This is a genomic window from Enterococcus rivorum, assembly GCF_001742285.1.
GTDB lineage: Bacteria > Bacillota > Bacilli > Lactobacillales > Enterococcaceae > Enterococcus_L > Enterococcus_L rivorum.
The window spans coordinates 1-15,925 of the sequence record NZ_MIEK01000025.1; the positions used below are offsets into that span (position 1 = coordinate 1).

At 35.8% G+C, this 15,925-nt stretch carries 13 protein-coding genes; 2 read left to right on the forward strand and 11 right to left on the reverse strand.

The features are described 5' to 3' along the window. Window positions 1-243: 243 nt before the first annotated feature. Window positions 244-1,131 (reverse strand): phosphate ABC transporter substrate-binding protein PstS family protein, encoded by an 888-nt coding sequence (locus BCR26_RS09620; RefSeq protein ID WP_069698777.1) that lies wholly within the window; start codon window positions 1,129-1,131, stop codon window positions 244-246. Window positions 1,132-1,349: 218 nt separating this feature from the next. Between BCR26_RS09620 and BCR26_RS09625 the strand changes: the two genes are divergently transcribed. After that, window positions 1,350-1,874, forward strand: a complete 525-nt coding sequence (locus BCR26_RS09625; RefSeq protein WP_139124924.1) for a hypothetical protein — start codon at window positions 1,350-1,352, stop codon at window positions 1,872-1,874. Between the two features lie 415 nt (window positions 1,875-2,289). On the opposite strand, the gene BCR26_RS09630 is transcribed toward BCR26_RS09625, so the two are convergent. After that, a complete protein-coding gene (locus BCR26_RS09630) occupies window positions 2,290-3,453 on the reverse strand; it encodes a pyridoxal phosphate-dependent aminotransferase (RefSeq protein WP_069698817.1) in 1,164 nt (387 codons plus the stop codon). Window positions 3,454-3,684: 231 nt separating this feature from the next. Between BCR26_RS09630 and hisC the strand changes: the two genes are divergently transcribed. After that, the gene (gene hisC / locus BCR26_RS09635; RefSeq protein ID WP_069698779.1) at window positions 3,685-4,740 is read left to right on the forward strand and encodes a histidinol-phosphate transaminase; all 1,056 of its coding nucleotides are present in this window, start codon (window positions 3,685-3,687) and stop codon (window positions 4,738-4,740) included. Between the two features lie 82 nt (window positions 4,741-4,822). On the opposite strand, the gene BCR26_RS09640 is transcribed toward hisC, so the two are convergent. The 9 genes from BCR26_RS09640 to BCR26_RS09685 all read right to left on the reverse strand — a co-directional run bounded on the left by BCR26_RS09640 (window position 4,823) and on the right by BCR26_RS09685 (window position 15,920). After that, the gene (locus tag BCR26_RS09640; protein ID WP_069698780.1) at window positions 4,823-5,713 is read right to left on the reverse strand and encodes a LysR family transcriptional regulator; all 891 of its coding nucleotides are present in this window, start codon (window positions 5,711-5,713) and stop codon (window positions 4,823-4,825) included. Between the two features lie 9 nt (window positions 5,714-5,722). Beyond that, entirely contained in the window at window positions 5,723-6,433 is a 711-nt protein-coding gene (locus tag BCR26_RS09645; RefSeq protein ID WP_069698781.1) for a carbonic anhydrase family protein, read from the reverse strand. Window positions 6,434-7,181: 748 nt separating this feature from the next. Next, complete coding sequence (gene pyrE / locus BCR26_RS18945; RefSeq protein WP_069698818.1) at window positions 7,182-7,814, reverse strand: orotate phosphoribosyltransferase; 633 nt, start codon at window positions 7,812-7,814, stop codon at window positions 7,182-7,184. Between the two features lie 3 nt (window positions 7,815-7,817). Further along, window positions 7,818-8,531, reverse strand: a complete 714-nt coding sequence (gene pyrF / locus BCR26_RS18950; protein ID WP_069698783.1) for an orotidine-5'-phosphate decarboxylase — start codon at window positions 8,529-8,531, stop codon at window positions 7,818-7,820. Further along, window positions 8,528-9,457: a dihydroorotate dehydrogenase gene (locus BCR26_RS09665; RefSeq protein ID WP_069698784.1), complete on the reverse strand. Its 930-nt coding sequence runs from the start codon at window positions 9,455-9,457 to the stop codon at window positions 8,528-8,530. Before BCR26_RS09665 ends, pyrF begins: the two co-directional genes overlap by 4 nt. Further along, entirely contained in the window at window positions 9,454-10,236 is a 783-nt protein-coding gene (locus BCR26_RS09670; protein ID WP_069698785.1) for a dihydroorotate dehydrogenase electron transfer subunit, read from the reverse strand. The genes BCR26_RS09665 and BCR26_RS09670 overlap by 4 nt, the downstream gene beginning before the upstream one ends. A 136-nt stretch (window positions 10,237-10,372) precedes the next feature. After that, a complete protein-coding gene (carB, locus tag BCR26_RS09675) occupies window positions 10,373-13,555 on the reverse strand; it encodes a carbamoyl-phosphate synthase large subunit (RefSeq protein ID WP_069698786.1) in 3,183 nt (1,060 codons plus the stop codon). Beyond that, a complete protein-coding gene (locus tag BCR26_RS09680; protein WP_069698787.1) occupies window positions 13,556-14,635 on the reverse strand; it encodes a carbamoyl phosphate synthase small subunit in 1,080 nt (359 codons plus the stop codon). Between the two features lies 1 nt (window position 14,636). Then, window positions 14,637-15,920 (reverse strand): dihydroorotase, encoded by a 1,284-nt coding sequence (locus BCR26_RS09685; RefSeq protein ID WP_069698819.1) that lies wholly within the window; start codon window positions 15,918-15,920, stop codon window positions 14,637-14,639. Between the last annotated feature and the right edge of the window lie 5 nt (window positions 15,921-15,925).

Genomic DNA, 15,925 nt, shown 5'->3' on the forward strand with positions numbered 1-15,925 from the left:
GAAAAGCTCTTTCAAAAGAAAAAACAGAGACGATTTTGATAATAATAGTCAAAATCGTCTCTGTTTTCTATAAATAGTAGTTTATTGTCCCACTCTCATTTTAAATCAAATAAATAGTAGGATCAGAAACAACACTGTAATTCGTTTCAGTCTCTATCAACTTCTACACATAAGATATGCTAGAAACACAGCCTATTTGCATGATTCTCAGGGCTAAACACTTCTAATCCAACCGCTATTAAGCTATTGATTGTTTACTACTCCGTTAACATCTCTATCCACTTTCATAGCTGTTATTGGCAAGTAACCCAATTCTTTGACGATCCCTTTTTGAACCTCTTCACTAGTGATATAATCTAGAAATACTTTCACACCTGCTTCTGGTTCACCTTTAGTATACATATGTTCATAGGACCAAATTTCCCATGAATTATCCGCAACATTTTTTTCGGTTGGTTTCACATTATTAATACTTAGGCTCGTCACTGAATCATCAAAATAAGAAAAGGCTAAATAACTAATCGCTCCTGGTGTTTGGGAAACAATTTGACGCACGGTTCCCGAAGAATCTTGTTCTTGACTTTGAATAGATGTCGCTCCATCTAAGCCCCATTTTTCAAATGTTGCTCTTGTTCCACTGCCAGCAGGTCGATTGATTACGGCGATCTCCTGATCCTTCCCTCCCAGTTCTTTCCAATTCGTAATTTTTCCAGTAAAAACATCGATTAATTCTTGCTTTGTTAAATTTTTTATTCCTACTTCTTTGTTAACCACTGGGCCCATTCCCACAACTGCTACGCGATGGTCCACAAGTGCAGAAGCATCCACACCAGATTTTTCTTCGGCAAAAACGTCTGAGTTACCTATTGTAACTGCTCCGTCTGCAACTTGAGAAAGCCCTGTTCCGCTTCCTCCCCCTTGTACTGATATTGTATAGTTAGAATGTTCGGCTATAAAAGGATCTTTTGCTGCGTCTACTAAAGGTTGTAATGCTGTTGAGCCAACAGCAACTATTTTAACGGGCTCAGTTGATTTAGTTGAAGAACTATCTGTGCTCGCCTTTTGTGACCCACAAGCTGCTAATAAAACACTCATACTTAAAATAACTGTTGTCAAAAATACTTTTTTCATTCCTGCACTTCCTTCTTTTCATTTAGTTACAAGATCAGTTTAACAACCCCTTGTTAATTCTATTTCAACATTAGGTAAATAACTGGTAAAGGATTGTAAATAATCTATGTTTTATTTAACATTTTTTCTTTTCAAATAAATGTAACAAGCGTTGTAACTAGAACGTTTTTCTTTAAATTAGCTTCAATAGTGATATAATTAAGTTAAAAGAAAGCTGCGTGAGAAAAATGGAAGACTTGGAAAAAATAACAACTATTTTGACAGGAGAATTTGACAATAAAGAACAATTCAATTCTCTATCAGAAGCAGAAAAAGCAACATTTCCCTATGCTGTACATAAAAACCATATAGTAAACAAAAAAATTAATAACTTACCTAAAGATTTCAATGGAATTTATCTCCATGAAGAAAGTTATTATACATTAAAAGGAAAAGAAAAATTTAAATCTGACCTATTTTTATTTACTTATGACAACACTGGTAAAGTTACTTTAAACGCTATAACTGTCCCAAAAGAAGCCACTAACTGTAAATATCTAGACTTAAAGTCTCTTAATTATAATGATTTAAGCATCTCAGTAAAATTTGTTCCTTTAAAATATGTGGAACATAATGGTATCTTCAGTGGCGAGTCAAAAAGTATGTTCACAAAAAGTACCGAATTCATTTTGAAACAAAATATTTCAACCGAACGTTTGATTATAAAAGAGTCATTAGTTAAGCTTAGCTATTTCTTCATTTGATTTCTCTCATTAAATCCATTTTTTTTCGAGGACATCCATTCTCCTTATCCATTTGAACAATCTTGTACAATTTTCATTTTGAATTCAATGCCATATTTTGTCAGATAAAAAGACCCCCTAACTTGGATATTATTCCAGGCTATGGGGTGCACGAGATTTTAGGTCTAACTCTTGAGGATCAATACATTTTTTCTAGTACTTTTCTTTCTGCCTATAACTACTTCTAGTCATAAAAAATACAAGCTAGGTCTAAAAACACATTTATCTATTCTTCCTATTGCTTCTTATGCCTTTACCTAAATTCCTTTATCATTGCTTCCTCAAAAAATCGTTTGTTTGACTTGATGTAGATTCAAAACTAGGTCCTCCGAGTAAAAAAGCTACTAGTAAGAGCTCTTTCAAATCCATTGAAAAACTAACTCTTCATATATCTTCCAATCCGTTTCATAGCTTCTTTAAGAGTTTTCATATCCGCTGCGTAACTAATCCGGACATAGCCTTCTCCTTCTTCTCCAAAAGCAATTCCTGGAATAATTGCAACCGCTTCTTTTTCTGCTAAATCTACACAGAACTTCATAGAATTTTGTTCATAGTTACTTGGTATTTTAGCAAATATATAAAATGCTCCATTCGGTTTGGCTACTTCAAAGCCAAACTTTGTCATTTCATCATAAACAAAATCTCTTCGTTCTAGGTATTCCTTTTTCATAGTCGTTGCATCATTCATTCCCTCAACTAGAGCACGAATTGCAGCTTTTTGAGAAATTGTGGAAGCTGCTGTAACCAAATATTGATGGACCTTAATCACTTCGGCAATCAAACGTTCTGGTCCAAAAATGAACCCAATTCGCCAGCCTGTCATCGCATGAGACTTCGATAAGCCATTGATTAAAATAGTTTGTTCAGGAATGAATTCAGCAATTGAAACATGTTGGTCTTCATAAGTTAATTCACTATATATCTCATCACTAATGACAAAAATCGGGTATTTTTTCAACACTTCAGCGATTGCTTGAACTTCTTCTCTCGTATAAGTTACACCCGTTGGATTGCTTGGATAATTTAAAATAATCGCTTTTACTTGATTACCATGCTCTGCCATTGCATTTTCAATCATTTCCGGTGTAAGTACAAAGTGGTTAGAACGAGTGTCAATATATACTGGTTCAGCTGACGCTAAATAGATGACAGGCTCATATCCTGGATAAATTGGCGCCGGCATTAAAACTTTATCACCTGGTTCTAAGATAGACAACAAACTAGCTGAAATTGCTTCTGTCGCGCCAACCGTCACTAATACTTCAGATTCTGGTTTGTATTCAACCGCATATTTTTCTTTCATAAAATAACATGCCGCTTGGCGGACATCTAATAGTCCTGACATTCCCGTATAATGAGAAAAATTATTTTTGATTGCTTCATGAGCGGCATCTTTCACATGATCCGGTGTATGAAAATCTGGTTCTCCCAATGTTAATTTAATCACATCTTCAATCCCAGACACTTGTTCATCAAATTGGCGAATGACTGAAACAGCTATTCTATTTAATTGCTTATTGAATCTTTTAGTTAAATCCATCCACATTTCACTCCTTCTATCCATTAGTTATAGCCATTATTCAAAAATGAAAGACTATTCTTTTTTCTTAATGGACTTATATTATCATAAAACAGAGCCAAAATGAAATTTTTCTTTAAAAAAAGAACTTTTTTCTTGTTATATTCACAGATTCCTCTTGCTATAATTCTGCTACTTCATTATAGTTAATAGAAAATACAGAAATAGACATTTTTAGGAGGTTACACATTTATGAAAGGAATTCGCAATGTTACACCTTATGTACCTGGAGAACAACCCAATTTTACGGACATGATTAAATTAAACACAAATGAAAATCCCTACCCCCCATCGCCGAAAGTAGCTAAGACATTGAAGAATTTTTCAACCAATCAATTGAAACGCTATAATTCTGTCGACAATCTCTCTTTAAAAGAGTCCCTTGCACAGTCTTACCATTTAACTCCCAATCATTTTGTTGTTGGAAATGGTTCCGATGAAATTCTAGCTTTTTGTTTTTTAGCTTTTTTTAATTGTTCTGATCCAGTCTTATTTCCAACTATTACGTATGGTTTTTATAGAATTTGGGCGGACTTGTTCAAAATTCCTTACAAAGAAATTCCTTTAAATAAGAATTATGAGATAAACTTTGAAGATTATAATCAACTAAATGGTGGCATCATTATTGCAAATCCTAATGCGCCAACTGGGATTTTTAAAAGCATAGAAGAATTAGCCCAATTGTTAGAACAGAATTCCGAATCGGTTGTGATTATAGATGAAGCTTATATTGATTTTGCTGGAACTTCAGCTATTACACTTTTAGAACGTTATCCCAACTTAGTGATTGTTCAAACCTTTTCTAAATCGCGTTCATTAGCAGGATTAAGAGTTGGTTATGCGATAGGGAATCCAGAATTAATGAATGTCTTAGCGGCAATAAAATCTTCGTTCAATCCTTATTCCGTAGATATGATTGCCGAATCCTTAGCAAAAAGTGCAGTCGAAGATTCCTTATACTATGAAGAGTATTCAAGAAAAATCTGTCAAACAAGAAAATGGTTTGATGAAAAAATTAAGGCCGTAGGGTTTAAAAGCTTGCCTTCAAGCACTAATTTTCTAATGGTGACCCATCCTAAATTATCAATGGAAAAAGTTTATCAACAATTAGAAGGAAATAACATTTTTGTCCGCTACTTCTCTAAACCGACTGAATTACAGCAATTTTTGCGGATCTCTATTGGTACTCAGGAAGAAATGGCCGAAGTTTATCAAATTTTAGAAAATATTCTAAAAAGGTCAATTTAGCTAAAAATATTAATAAGGCATAGAGAATCTAGTATTTTTGTTCACTAGACTTTCTATGCCTTATAATCTATTATCAATTCTTCTAAAATAGGCGCTTTAATTCATTAACAAAATAGCTCCCAATTTTACTAACTGAGCGTTTTTTTTGTGTTAAAATACAAATCTTGTTTTCTGGGCTATTGGCTAAAGGAACTAAACAAATTTCTTTTTTTGTATAGCCTGTTATCAGTCCTGAGCCCGAAGCATACGCATTTGTTTCCACTAATATATTCATTAATGTGCCTCGATCATTTGTATAAATAACCGTCTCTTGTTCTTGATTTTCGATTAAATCTTCTGAAAAATAAGCGAAATTGCTGCCTTCTTGTGCAAACCTAACTTGAGGATAACAGCAAAGTTCTTCCAACTTGATTACTTCTTTTTTAGCTAAAGGATGATTTTTTCCTAAAAAAATGTGTGTTTTAAAATAACCTATTATTTCATAACTCAAATTAGCTTGCTCCAAATAACGAACAATTCCCGCTTTGTTTTGTTCGTTCAAATAAATAACGCCTAACTCGCTGTGGAAACTTTTCACATCTTCTATAACTTTTAATGTTGTTGTTTCAAATAAACGGAAATTTTTATAATCTTTCTCAAATTTTTTGATTACTTTAGCCATTACTTCACCCAAAAAATCGTAATGTTGTGAAGAAATAGAAAACCGTTCACTTGTAGTTACTTCTTGATAACGACTTTCCATCAATTCAATTTGAGTCAAAATGGTTTCAGCATATTCTAAAAATTCTAATCCATCTTTTGTTAAAGACGCTCCCTTATTCGTACGAGTAAACAAAGTTACACCCAATTTTTCTTCTAATTCTCTTATTCCATTTGAAAGGCTTGGTTGAGTAATAAATAATTTCTTAGCTGCTTCTCTAAAACTTCCATTGTTTGCAACGGCTACAACATACTTCATTTGCTGGATATTCATGTTTTCCCCTTAATCAGAAAAATAGATTTTTCTGTTATTTAATGGTTGGATTGGACGATTATTAAAAGGTAACATCCCTTCCTTAATCAAATCGATAAATTCTTGATCCATTTTTTGAACCGTATCAAAAACAAACCAGTGAACAGGACCTTTCGTTGGCGGAGTTGTTAAGGACCCTAAGTAATGAAAATGCGTTCGCTGATCTGGTAAAAAAATAGTTGGATTAAATGATTGCTTATGAGAGTAAAGCTTCCATTCAAAAACTTCACGTCCTTGAGAGAATTTATTTTCCTCGGTAGTAATTGTAAAAAGGCAGCCTACAACTAAGTTTTCTCCTGAGTTATTCATATGAACCAAATGAAACTCTAACGGTAATTGCTCTCCTTCTAAAACATGTTCGCTAGGCGTATGAAAATGAATATCTGTTAAATAGTAACGTTCATTTTCAAAAAGAACATAGCTCTCCGTATTAGGAGGAATAAAATGAAAGGTGTTCTTAAATTCTTTTTCTGTGAATTCTTCTTTTTTATAGTTAAAAGTGATTTTGTGATCAACTGTCTTTCTATCAACTAATTTTTTGGATAATTGAATAGGCGACTGATAAGGATACTTTGCTCCAGAAGCGAACCAATCACACAAAGTATGCCATTTGTCCGGTCCTCTCTCGTTGCCATAATCCCATTCTACATCCATGTTTTTTATTTTTGATATTTCTCTCATCAAACTCCACCTTTAAATTTTATTATTGTGGATACTTTATCTTATTTGAACGTGGGAGTCAATTTAAAAGGAAAAAAATTCTTATCTAATTCCAATCTTTTATTCATAAAAAGTGAGTTGTAAGGTCTAGCGTTTTGCGCATAGATTAACCTTTTCTATAATAGCAGTAAAAAAGATAGTCCAAATGGGATGGCCAAAACAACCCCGATTTATTTAACAGAGGAACAACTTTAAAGTCTAGTCAAAAAGGTAAAGGTTGCTCACTACTAGCAGTTCCGCTTAATGATTTTTGGAAAAAGAATGATTAAAAACTGGCTGGAAATATTTCCAAAGATGCTTAGAAAGATAGTAATGATAATACAATAACATTTCCTGAATCTCGTTCCATATATAAGTGACCTCCAACATACATACTGTAACTGGTAGTCCACACCGTAAGATGTGTAGATAAAATTGAAAAAGTTAAATAATTTAACTTTTTCAGATTAAGTCTATCAGCTACTGCTGTGCTAGCGGAACTACTAGCAGTTAGTGTCAGTAACCGTGCCAAGAAGACAATGTGAATTACTTGGGCTTGCCACCAAATTATTAGCCCAAGTTTGAAGCTTGGAAGCTCTGAGACCTGGGCTTTGGGCTCAGAGCGGTTCCACGGTTTGTCACCGGCATCAGCTACAAGTAGTGGAGCGGATATAGTTTCTAATTTCAAAAAAAGGAAATAAAGAGAATTACCTCTTCACTTCCTTTAGTCCTATATACTCCAATTTGCTGGATCTTTTTTCCACTCTTTTAATAGGTCTAAATCTCTGGCTTCAATATAATCCGATTCCAATGCTACGTCAATCAACGTTGAATAATTTGTCAAAGTAACTAAATCCATTTCATGTTCCCTAAACTTTTCTTTCCCTTTAGGTAACTCATAGGTAAAGATTGCAGCAACTCCTAGAATTGTTGCTCCTTCTTTTTTAGCGGCTTCCGCTGCTTCTAAAACACTTCCACCAGTAGAAATCAAATCTTCAATGACCACCATTTTTTGACCTTCTGTGATACGACCTTCGATTTGGTTTCCTTTACCATGATCTTTTGCTTTACTACGAATATAAACCATTGGTAGCTCTAAGATATCTGCTACCCACGCTGCATGAGGAATACCAGCAGTCGCTGTTCCTGCAATGACTTCAACGTCAGGGTATTTTTCTTTTATCTTTTCAGCCAAACCAACAGCAATTGCTTTACGAACTTTTGGATAACTCATCGTGATCCGATTATCACAATAAATTGGACTTTTAATCCCACTAGCCCAAGTAAATGGATCATTTGGGCTTAAAAATACTGCTTCTATTTCCAACAAATCTTTAGCAATTTCTTTAGATAAATCTGTCATCATTTATTCTCCATTCCATTCTTTTTTGATTGATAAATAACTTTCATACGGGTTTTCTGACTGTGTAATAGGTCTTCCAACAACAATATAATTCGAGCCAATTACTTTCGCATCGGCTGGAGTCATCACTCTCTTTTGATCTCCTACCGCACTACCTTTAGGTCGAATTCCTGGGGTAAGACAGATAAATGCTTCTTCTGTCGCTTCATGAATCATTGAAACCTCCAAAGCGGAACAGACAACCCCATCTAACCCAGCCTTCTTGGCACATTGCGCATAATGGATAACACTTTCTTGCAATGAAACTTCAATTAGTTGATCTTTATGCATGGCTGCTTCACTTGTTGAAGTTAGCTGTGTTACAGCAATCAATTCAGGAACTTTTTCTCCTGTTTTTGTTCCCGCAATTAAACCTTCTTTAGCTGCAACCATCATATCAATACCGCCAGCTGCATGGACATTAGTAATATCTACCCCTAATTTTGCTAACCCGGACATCGCACTTTTAACTGTATTAGGAATATCATGTAGTTTTAAATCTAGAAAAACAGAATGATTTAATGCCTTAAGCCAACGAACAATTTCAGGTCCTTCTTGATAAAAAAGTTCCATTCCAACCTTGACGAAAAGAGATTCTTCTTTTGGAAATTTTTCTAAAAAGTACTTAACTTCTCTTTTGGAAGGAAAATCTAAAGCAATAATAGGTTTTTGATTCACGATTGACGCCCCTCTCGTACTTCTTTTATTAGTTGTTCTAAAGATTCTATTCCCAATTCAGCCATTCTTTCAGGCAACGCGTCAATTAATTTAGGGCAAATATATGGGTCAGTAAAATTAGCTGTTCCAACTCCGACTGCACTGGCACCAGCCATAAACATTTCAAGTACATCATCCACTGTTTGAACCCCACCCATTCCAATAATTGGAAGTGTAGATACCTGTGCTACTTGATGAATCAATCGAATAGCAACTGGTTTGATTGCTGGACCAGATAAGCCCCCCGTTTGATTAGCTAGAATTGGACGACGTGTTTTTAAATCTATTCGCATTCCCAATAACGTATTAATCATCGAAAAACCATCTGCCCCACCAGCCTCAATTGCCTGAGCGATAGGAACGATATCAGTAACATTGGGTGATAGTTTTACATAAATAGGGACTGTCGATACTTTTTTTACTGCTTCAGTTAATTGAAACGCTACTTCTGGATCTGTTCCAAAAGCAATCCCACCATGTTTTACATTGGGACAAGAAATGTTTAATTCGATGGCTTTAACATTAGGAGCCTTACTAATTTTGCTACAAACTTCGACATAATCTTCTTCACAAGCCCCTGCTACATTAGCGATAATTGGCAAATCATATTTTTCTAATGCGGTTAATTTTTCAGACATAACGATCTCTAAACCAGGATTTTGCAACCCAATGGCATTTAACATGCCACTAGAAGTTTCAGCAACTCTTGGTGTTAAATTGCCAAAACGTGCTTGTGGAGTTGTTGCTTTTATCATAATTGAACCTAGCTTATTTAAATCAAAATACTTGGCATACTCTTCTCCAAAACCAAAACAGCCGCTTGCAGGTATAATGGGGTTTTTCAAATCTAATCCTGGTAATTTGATTGCTAAAGGATTATTTATCATAATACCACCTCACTTGCTCTAAAAATTGGGCCTTCATCACAAACCTTGACACTTTTCGTTCCTGTCTCATCCTCTTTTACATGACAAACACATGCGTAACAAGCACCCATGCCACAAGCCATCCGCTGTTCCATTGATAGAAAAACATCTTTTTTATCCGAAAATATTTCTGCAACCGCTTTTAACATCCCATTCGCTCCGCAAGCATAAACAACATCAGGCTGCTCATTTTTTACCGCATCTTTTAAAAGGTGTCCGACGTTTCCGTGAACCCCTAATGAACCATCATCAGTTGCAAAATAAGTATTTCCTATAGCACTAAATTCATCTTGAAAATAAGCCACCTCTTTTGAAGCATACCCTAAAAAATGTACGACTTCGACGCCTCTTTCATTCAATTGTTTAGATAGTTCGTACATAGGCGGAATCCCAATACCTCCACCTACAACATAAGCTTTCTGTCCTTCTTTTAAGCCACTGACATCAAATCCGTTTCCTAAAGGTCCCATGACATCTAGTTTCTCTCCAGCAATCATTTCAGAAAAAACGCGTGTTCCATCTCCTTCAACTCGATAAATAATTGTGCAAGTTTTATTTTCAATATCGATTTGATTTAAACTAATTGGTCGACGTAAAAGTAAATCGGCTCTAGGAACTTTGATATGAACAAATTGCCCTGGAATCTTCATTTCTTTCACTAATTCACCTGTTAATGTCATTTGATAAATTCTGGGTGCTAATTGTTTTTGACAGACAATGGTCATCATTTCTTGTTTCATCCTGATACTCCTTTACAAGATAATTGGTAACGTTAAAAATATACTACCTATTAATAGCCACCACTATAGAACCGAGATTATTAGATAACTGCTCCTCCTAGGGTTTTTTCTCTCCTAAAAGAAACAGTTACCATTGTTAAATTGGTTCTGTTGAAAAAGCTCTTGATTCTAAAACTTTTAAAATTGCGTTCGCTGTATCTAAGGAAGTAAATAGTGGAATCCCATGCTCAACGGACTCTCTTCGAATGAAAAAGCCATCTTTATTTAAGCTAGATCTATTTTTATCCATGGTGTTTACTACAACTTGTGTTTCACCTTTTCTAATCAAATCAACGACTGTTTCCTTTTCGTTCGAGTTGATTTTTGCGACAGTTTTTACTGTTAGTCCATGTTTTTCAAAAAGCGCTGCTGTTCCCTTTGTTGCCAATATACTATAGCCAATTTCTTTAAAACGTTTCGCTAAATCCAGTGCTTCTACTTTTGTTTCATCTGCAATTGTGAAGAGAACTGCCCCGTAACTTGGCAAGTGTAAGCCTGAAGCTTCAAATGCTTTATATAACGCCTTTTCCAAATTGGCATCTGAACCCATGACTTCCCCTGTCGATTTCATTTCAGGACCTAAGTAGGTATCCACTTTTCTTAATTTAGTGAATGAGAAAACGGGTGCCTTCACATGAACTTGGGTACTTTCAGGATATAACCCATCTTGATAACCTAAATCCGTTAACTTTTGACCTAAAATTGCTTTTGTTGCTACTTGTGCCATTGAAATACCCGTAATTTTACTTAAAAAAGGAACCGTTCGGCTAGCACGAGGATTTACCTCAATCACATAGACTTTTTCTTCATGAATAACAAACTGAATGTTCATCATTCCAATGCAGTTTAGTCCAAGTGCTAATTTTTTTGTATATTCAGCAATAGTCTGTTTAATTTCTTCAGATAATGTTTGTGGCGGATAGACTGCCATTGAATCTCCTGAGTGAACTCCTGCCCGCTCTATATGTTCCATAATTCCTGGGATTAACACTGTTTCCCCATCACAAATGGCATCAACTTCACATTCTTTTCCTAATAAATAACTATCCACTAAAACAGGATGCTCTGGAGAAGCCTTAACCGCATTTCTCATATAGTCTTCCAAATCAATCTGATTTTCAACGATTTCCATCGCTCGTCCACCTAGAACATAACTTGGCCTTACTAATACAGGGTACCCAATTCGATTAGCTATTGCAACTGCTTCTTTTTCACTTGTTGCTGTATCCCCAGGTGGTTGAGGAATTTCTAACTGATTTAATGCTTGTTCAAATAAATCACGGTTCTCAGCTCTGTCCAAGTCCTCAATAGAGGTTCCTAAGATTTTAACGCCTTGTTTTACCAATGGCTCAGCTAAATTGATCGCTGTTTGTCCACCAAATTGAACGATTACTCCAACCGGCTGTTCCAAGTCAATAACATTTAATACATCTTCTAAGGTTAACGGCTCGAAGTAAAGCTTATCAGAGATAGAAAAATCGGTTGAAACAGTTTCTGGATTGCTATTCATGATAATAGCTTCATAACCAGCGGCTTGAATTGCTTTTACCGAATGAACGGTCGCATAATCAAATTCAACTCCTTGGCCTATCCTAATCGGACCAGAACCTAAAACTAATACAGAAGGTTTTTCAGAGGGAAGACTTTCATTTTCAATTTCATAAGTGCTGTAAAAATATGGCGTTTGAGATTCAAACTCAGCGGCACAAGTATCTACCATTTTATAGACTGGAAGAAGACCCTTTTCATGACGATAATCTCTAACTTCCTGTTCACTAATTCCCCATAAATTTGCTATTTTTTTATCTGAAAATCCGTTTTGCTTGGCTTCCTTTAAATAGTCTACATTTTTACTATTTTTAGAAAGTTCCTGTTCAAGCTCAACAATATGCAATAATTTGTCTAAAAAGAAGACATCAATTTTCGTTAGCATCGCGAGTTCCTCAAGTGGATAGCCTCTTCTGATTGCTTCCGATAGATAGAATAATCGATCATCTTGCGCTCTTACAATTTTCTCGGTTAAAACATCATCCGTCACTTTTCGACATTCTGCTAATTCATTATGATATGCACCAATTTCTAGAGAACGAACAGCTTTTAGCAGAGATTCTTCAATATTTCTCCCAATCGCCATCACTTCACCGGTAGCTTTCATTTGTGTCCCTAAAAGACGATCGCCTTTTTCAAATTTATCAAAAGGCCAGCGAGGAATTTTAGCAACTACATAATCCAGAGCAGGTTCAAACTCTGCATAGGTCGTTTCTGTCACTGGATTTTTCATCTCATCCAAAGTTAGTCCAACTGCAATTTTAGCCGCTAATTTTGCAATCGGATAGCCAGTTGCTTTACTGGCTAAAGCTGATGATCTAGATACTCTAGGGTTTACTTCAATCACATAATAATTGAAGCTATGAGGATCTAAAGCTAATTGTACGTTACAGCCACCTTCTATTTTTAAAGCCCTGATGATTTTTAAAGAAGCATCTCGTAACATCTGATATTCATAGTCAGATAATGTTTGACTTGGAGCAAAAACTATAGAATCTCCAGTATGAATGCCAACTGGATCAAAATTCTCCATATTACAAACTACAATCGCGTTATCCGCTGAATCTCTCATTACTTCATATTCAATTTCCTTATAGCCAGCAATACTTTTTTCAATTAAACATTGGGTAGCAGGAGATAGTTTCAAGCCATTTTCAGCAATTATTTTTAATTCCTCTTCATTGTCACACATTCCACCGCCAGTTCCTCCTAAAGTGAAAGCTGGACGAACAATAATCGGATAACCAATCTTATTAGCAAATGCAACAGCTTGATCTACCGTTGTAACGATGTCACTTTCTGGAATTGGTTGCTCAAGTTCTTCCATCAATTGTTTAAATAAGTCCCGATCCTCCGCTTGATCAATTGCACTCAATTTTGTACCTAAAAGTTCAACCTTCAATTCCGATAAAATTCCCGAAGCTGCTAACTCCATCGCCATATTTAATCCAGTTTGTCCACCAAGCGTTGGCAAGAGGGCATCTGGCTGCTCTTTTCTCAAAATTCGTGAAACAAATTCAAGGGTGATTGGTTCTATATAAACTTTATCTGCAATTTCTTTATCTGTCATAATTGTTGCAGGGTTTGAATTTACTAAAACAACTTCATAACCTTCTTCTTTCAAAGCAAGACATGCCTGTGTTCCAGCATAGTCAAATTCAGCTGCTTGACCGATAATAATCGGTCCAGAGCCAATAACCATAATTTTTTTTATGTCTGTTCTTTTTGGCATCTATCCTTGCTCCTTCCACGCATCCATTAATTCCATAAATTCATCAAACAAGTGCAACCCATCATGAGGTCCAGGCGCTGCGTCTGGGTGATACTGAACTGTAAAGGCTGGATATTTCCGATGACGAACACCTTCTACCGTTCCATCATTTACTTCAATATGGGTAACCATTAATTTATCCGCATCAATTGTCGCTTCATCAACCGCATAGCCATGATTTTGCGAGGTGAAATCAATTCGCCCAGTCGCAACTTCTCTTACAGGATGATTTAAGCCTCGATGGCCAAACTTCATTTTGTAAGTATCTGCATCATTCGCTAGAGAAAATAGTTGATGACCTAAACATATCCCAAATATTGGTACTTTTCCTTGAATTTGTTTAATCATCTCAATGGCTTCCGGCACATCTTTGGGATCGCCTGGTCCATTTGTTAACATCACTCCATCAGGATGCAATTCTAAAATAGTTTCAGCATCTGTATCATAAGGTAAAACGGTCAAATTACAATGACGCTTGGACAATTCTCGTAGAATACTATGTTTTAACCCAAAATCAATCACAACCACATTGCGCCCAATACCTGGACTTGGGTAAGGCTTTGTCGTTGAAACTTGTGCCACTTGATTTTTAGGTAAGACTGTTGCTTTTAACTGATCGAAGGCATGATTTAAATCATCTTCCGCATCAATAATACTCCCTTTCATGGTTCCTACAGAGCGTAATTTTCTTGTTAACGCTCGTGTATCTATTCCAGAAATACCTGGAATATTTTTTCGTTTCAAGAAATCATCTAACGTCATTTGGCTACGCCAGTTTGATGCCACACGAGCATGCTCTTTCACAATCACACCTTTACATGTAGGAGCGATTGACTCATAATCATCGCGATTCACACCATAGTTTCCAACCATTGGATAGGTAAAAGTAATAATTTGGCCGTTGAAACTTTGATCCGTGATTGTTTCTTGATACCCTGTCATACTTGTAGTAAAAACAACTTCTCCTACAACATCTACTTCTGCACCAAAAGCTTTCCCTTCGAATACAGTCCCATCTTCTAAAATCAATAATCGCTTCAAACTAGACGTCCTCCCTTGACCAGACTAGTTTTCCATCAACGAATGTCATCAAAGTATTTCCTTTAACTTTCCAACCAACAAATGGTGTATTTACCGCTAATGATTCAAAATCTTTGTCATTAATCACTTCTTCAAACTCAAGGTCAAAAATAGCAATATCTGCTGCTGCACCGATTGCTAACGTTCCAGCTGATAAGCCAAAAATAGCGGCTGGTTTTTTAGCCATCCAGTCAATTACTTGTTCTAAAGTGAATTTTCCGGTTTCTACAAAATACGTGTAAATCAGTTGAAAGGCTGTTTCAATTCCTACAATACCAAATGGTGCCTTCATAAAGCTTTGGTTTTTTTCGTCTAACCCGTGAGGCGCATGGTCAGTCGCGATACAATCTATTGTTCCATCAAGAAGTCCTTCAATTAACGCGTCACGATCTGCACTTCCTCTTAATGGAGGATTCATTTTCCAAAAACCGTTATCTTCAGGAATATCTTCATCTATTAAAATCAGATGGTGTGGCGATACTTCCGCTGTTACGTTAATTCCAGCACGTTTTGCATCCCTTATAACACGAACGCTTTCTTTTGTAGAAACATGACAAACGTGATAGTGAACACCGGTTTCTCCTGCTAAAACAACATCTCTAGCAATTTGTGACGCTTCAGTTGAACTTAATATTCCCGGCAACCCAAGTTTTTTCGATATTTCTCCTTCATGCATCACGCCACCAAATAAAAGAGAGTCATCTTCTGTGTGGGCAACTAAAGCCAACCCAACTTCTGCGGCTTCTTTCATCGCAAGATACATAGTTCCTGCTGTTTGTACACCAACACCATCATTCGTGAAAGCAAAAGCGCCTGCTTCTTTCAACGCTTTTTGATCCGTTAAACGCTCACTTCTTAGTTCTTCTGTTATGGGCGCATATTGGAGCACTTTTATCACTGAATCTTTTTGAATAATATCATAGATTTCTTTTAATTTTTCAGCAGTATCTGGAACTGGATTCAGATTGGGCATCGCACAAACGGTGGTAAAACCACCTCTTGCAGAGGCTTTGCTTCCAGTATTAATAGTTTCTTTATAGGTAAAACCAGGTTCTCTCAAATGGACATGAACGTCTACTAACCCAGGAGCAATTAATTGTACTTTAGCATCGTAAACTTTGTCAAATTTAGTATCATCAAAGTCTGCTCCAATTGCTTTAATCTTGCCTTCTTCAATCCAAATTGAAACAGGTGTCAACTCATTATTTTTGTTCACAATATTTCCATTTTTTATTAATGTTTTCATTTTAA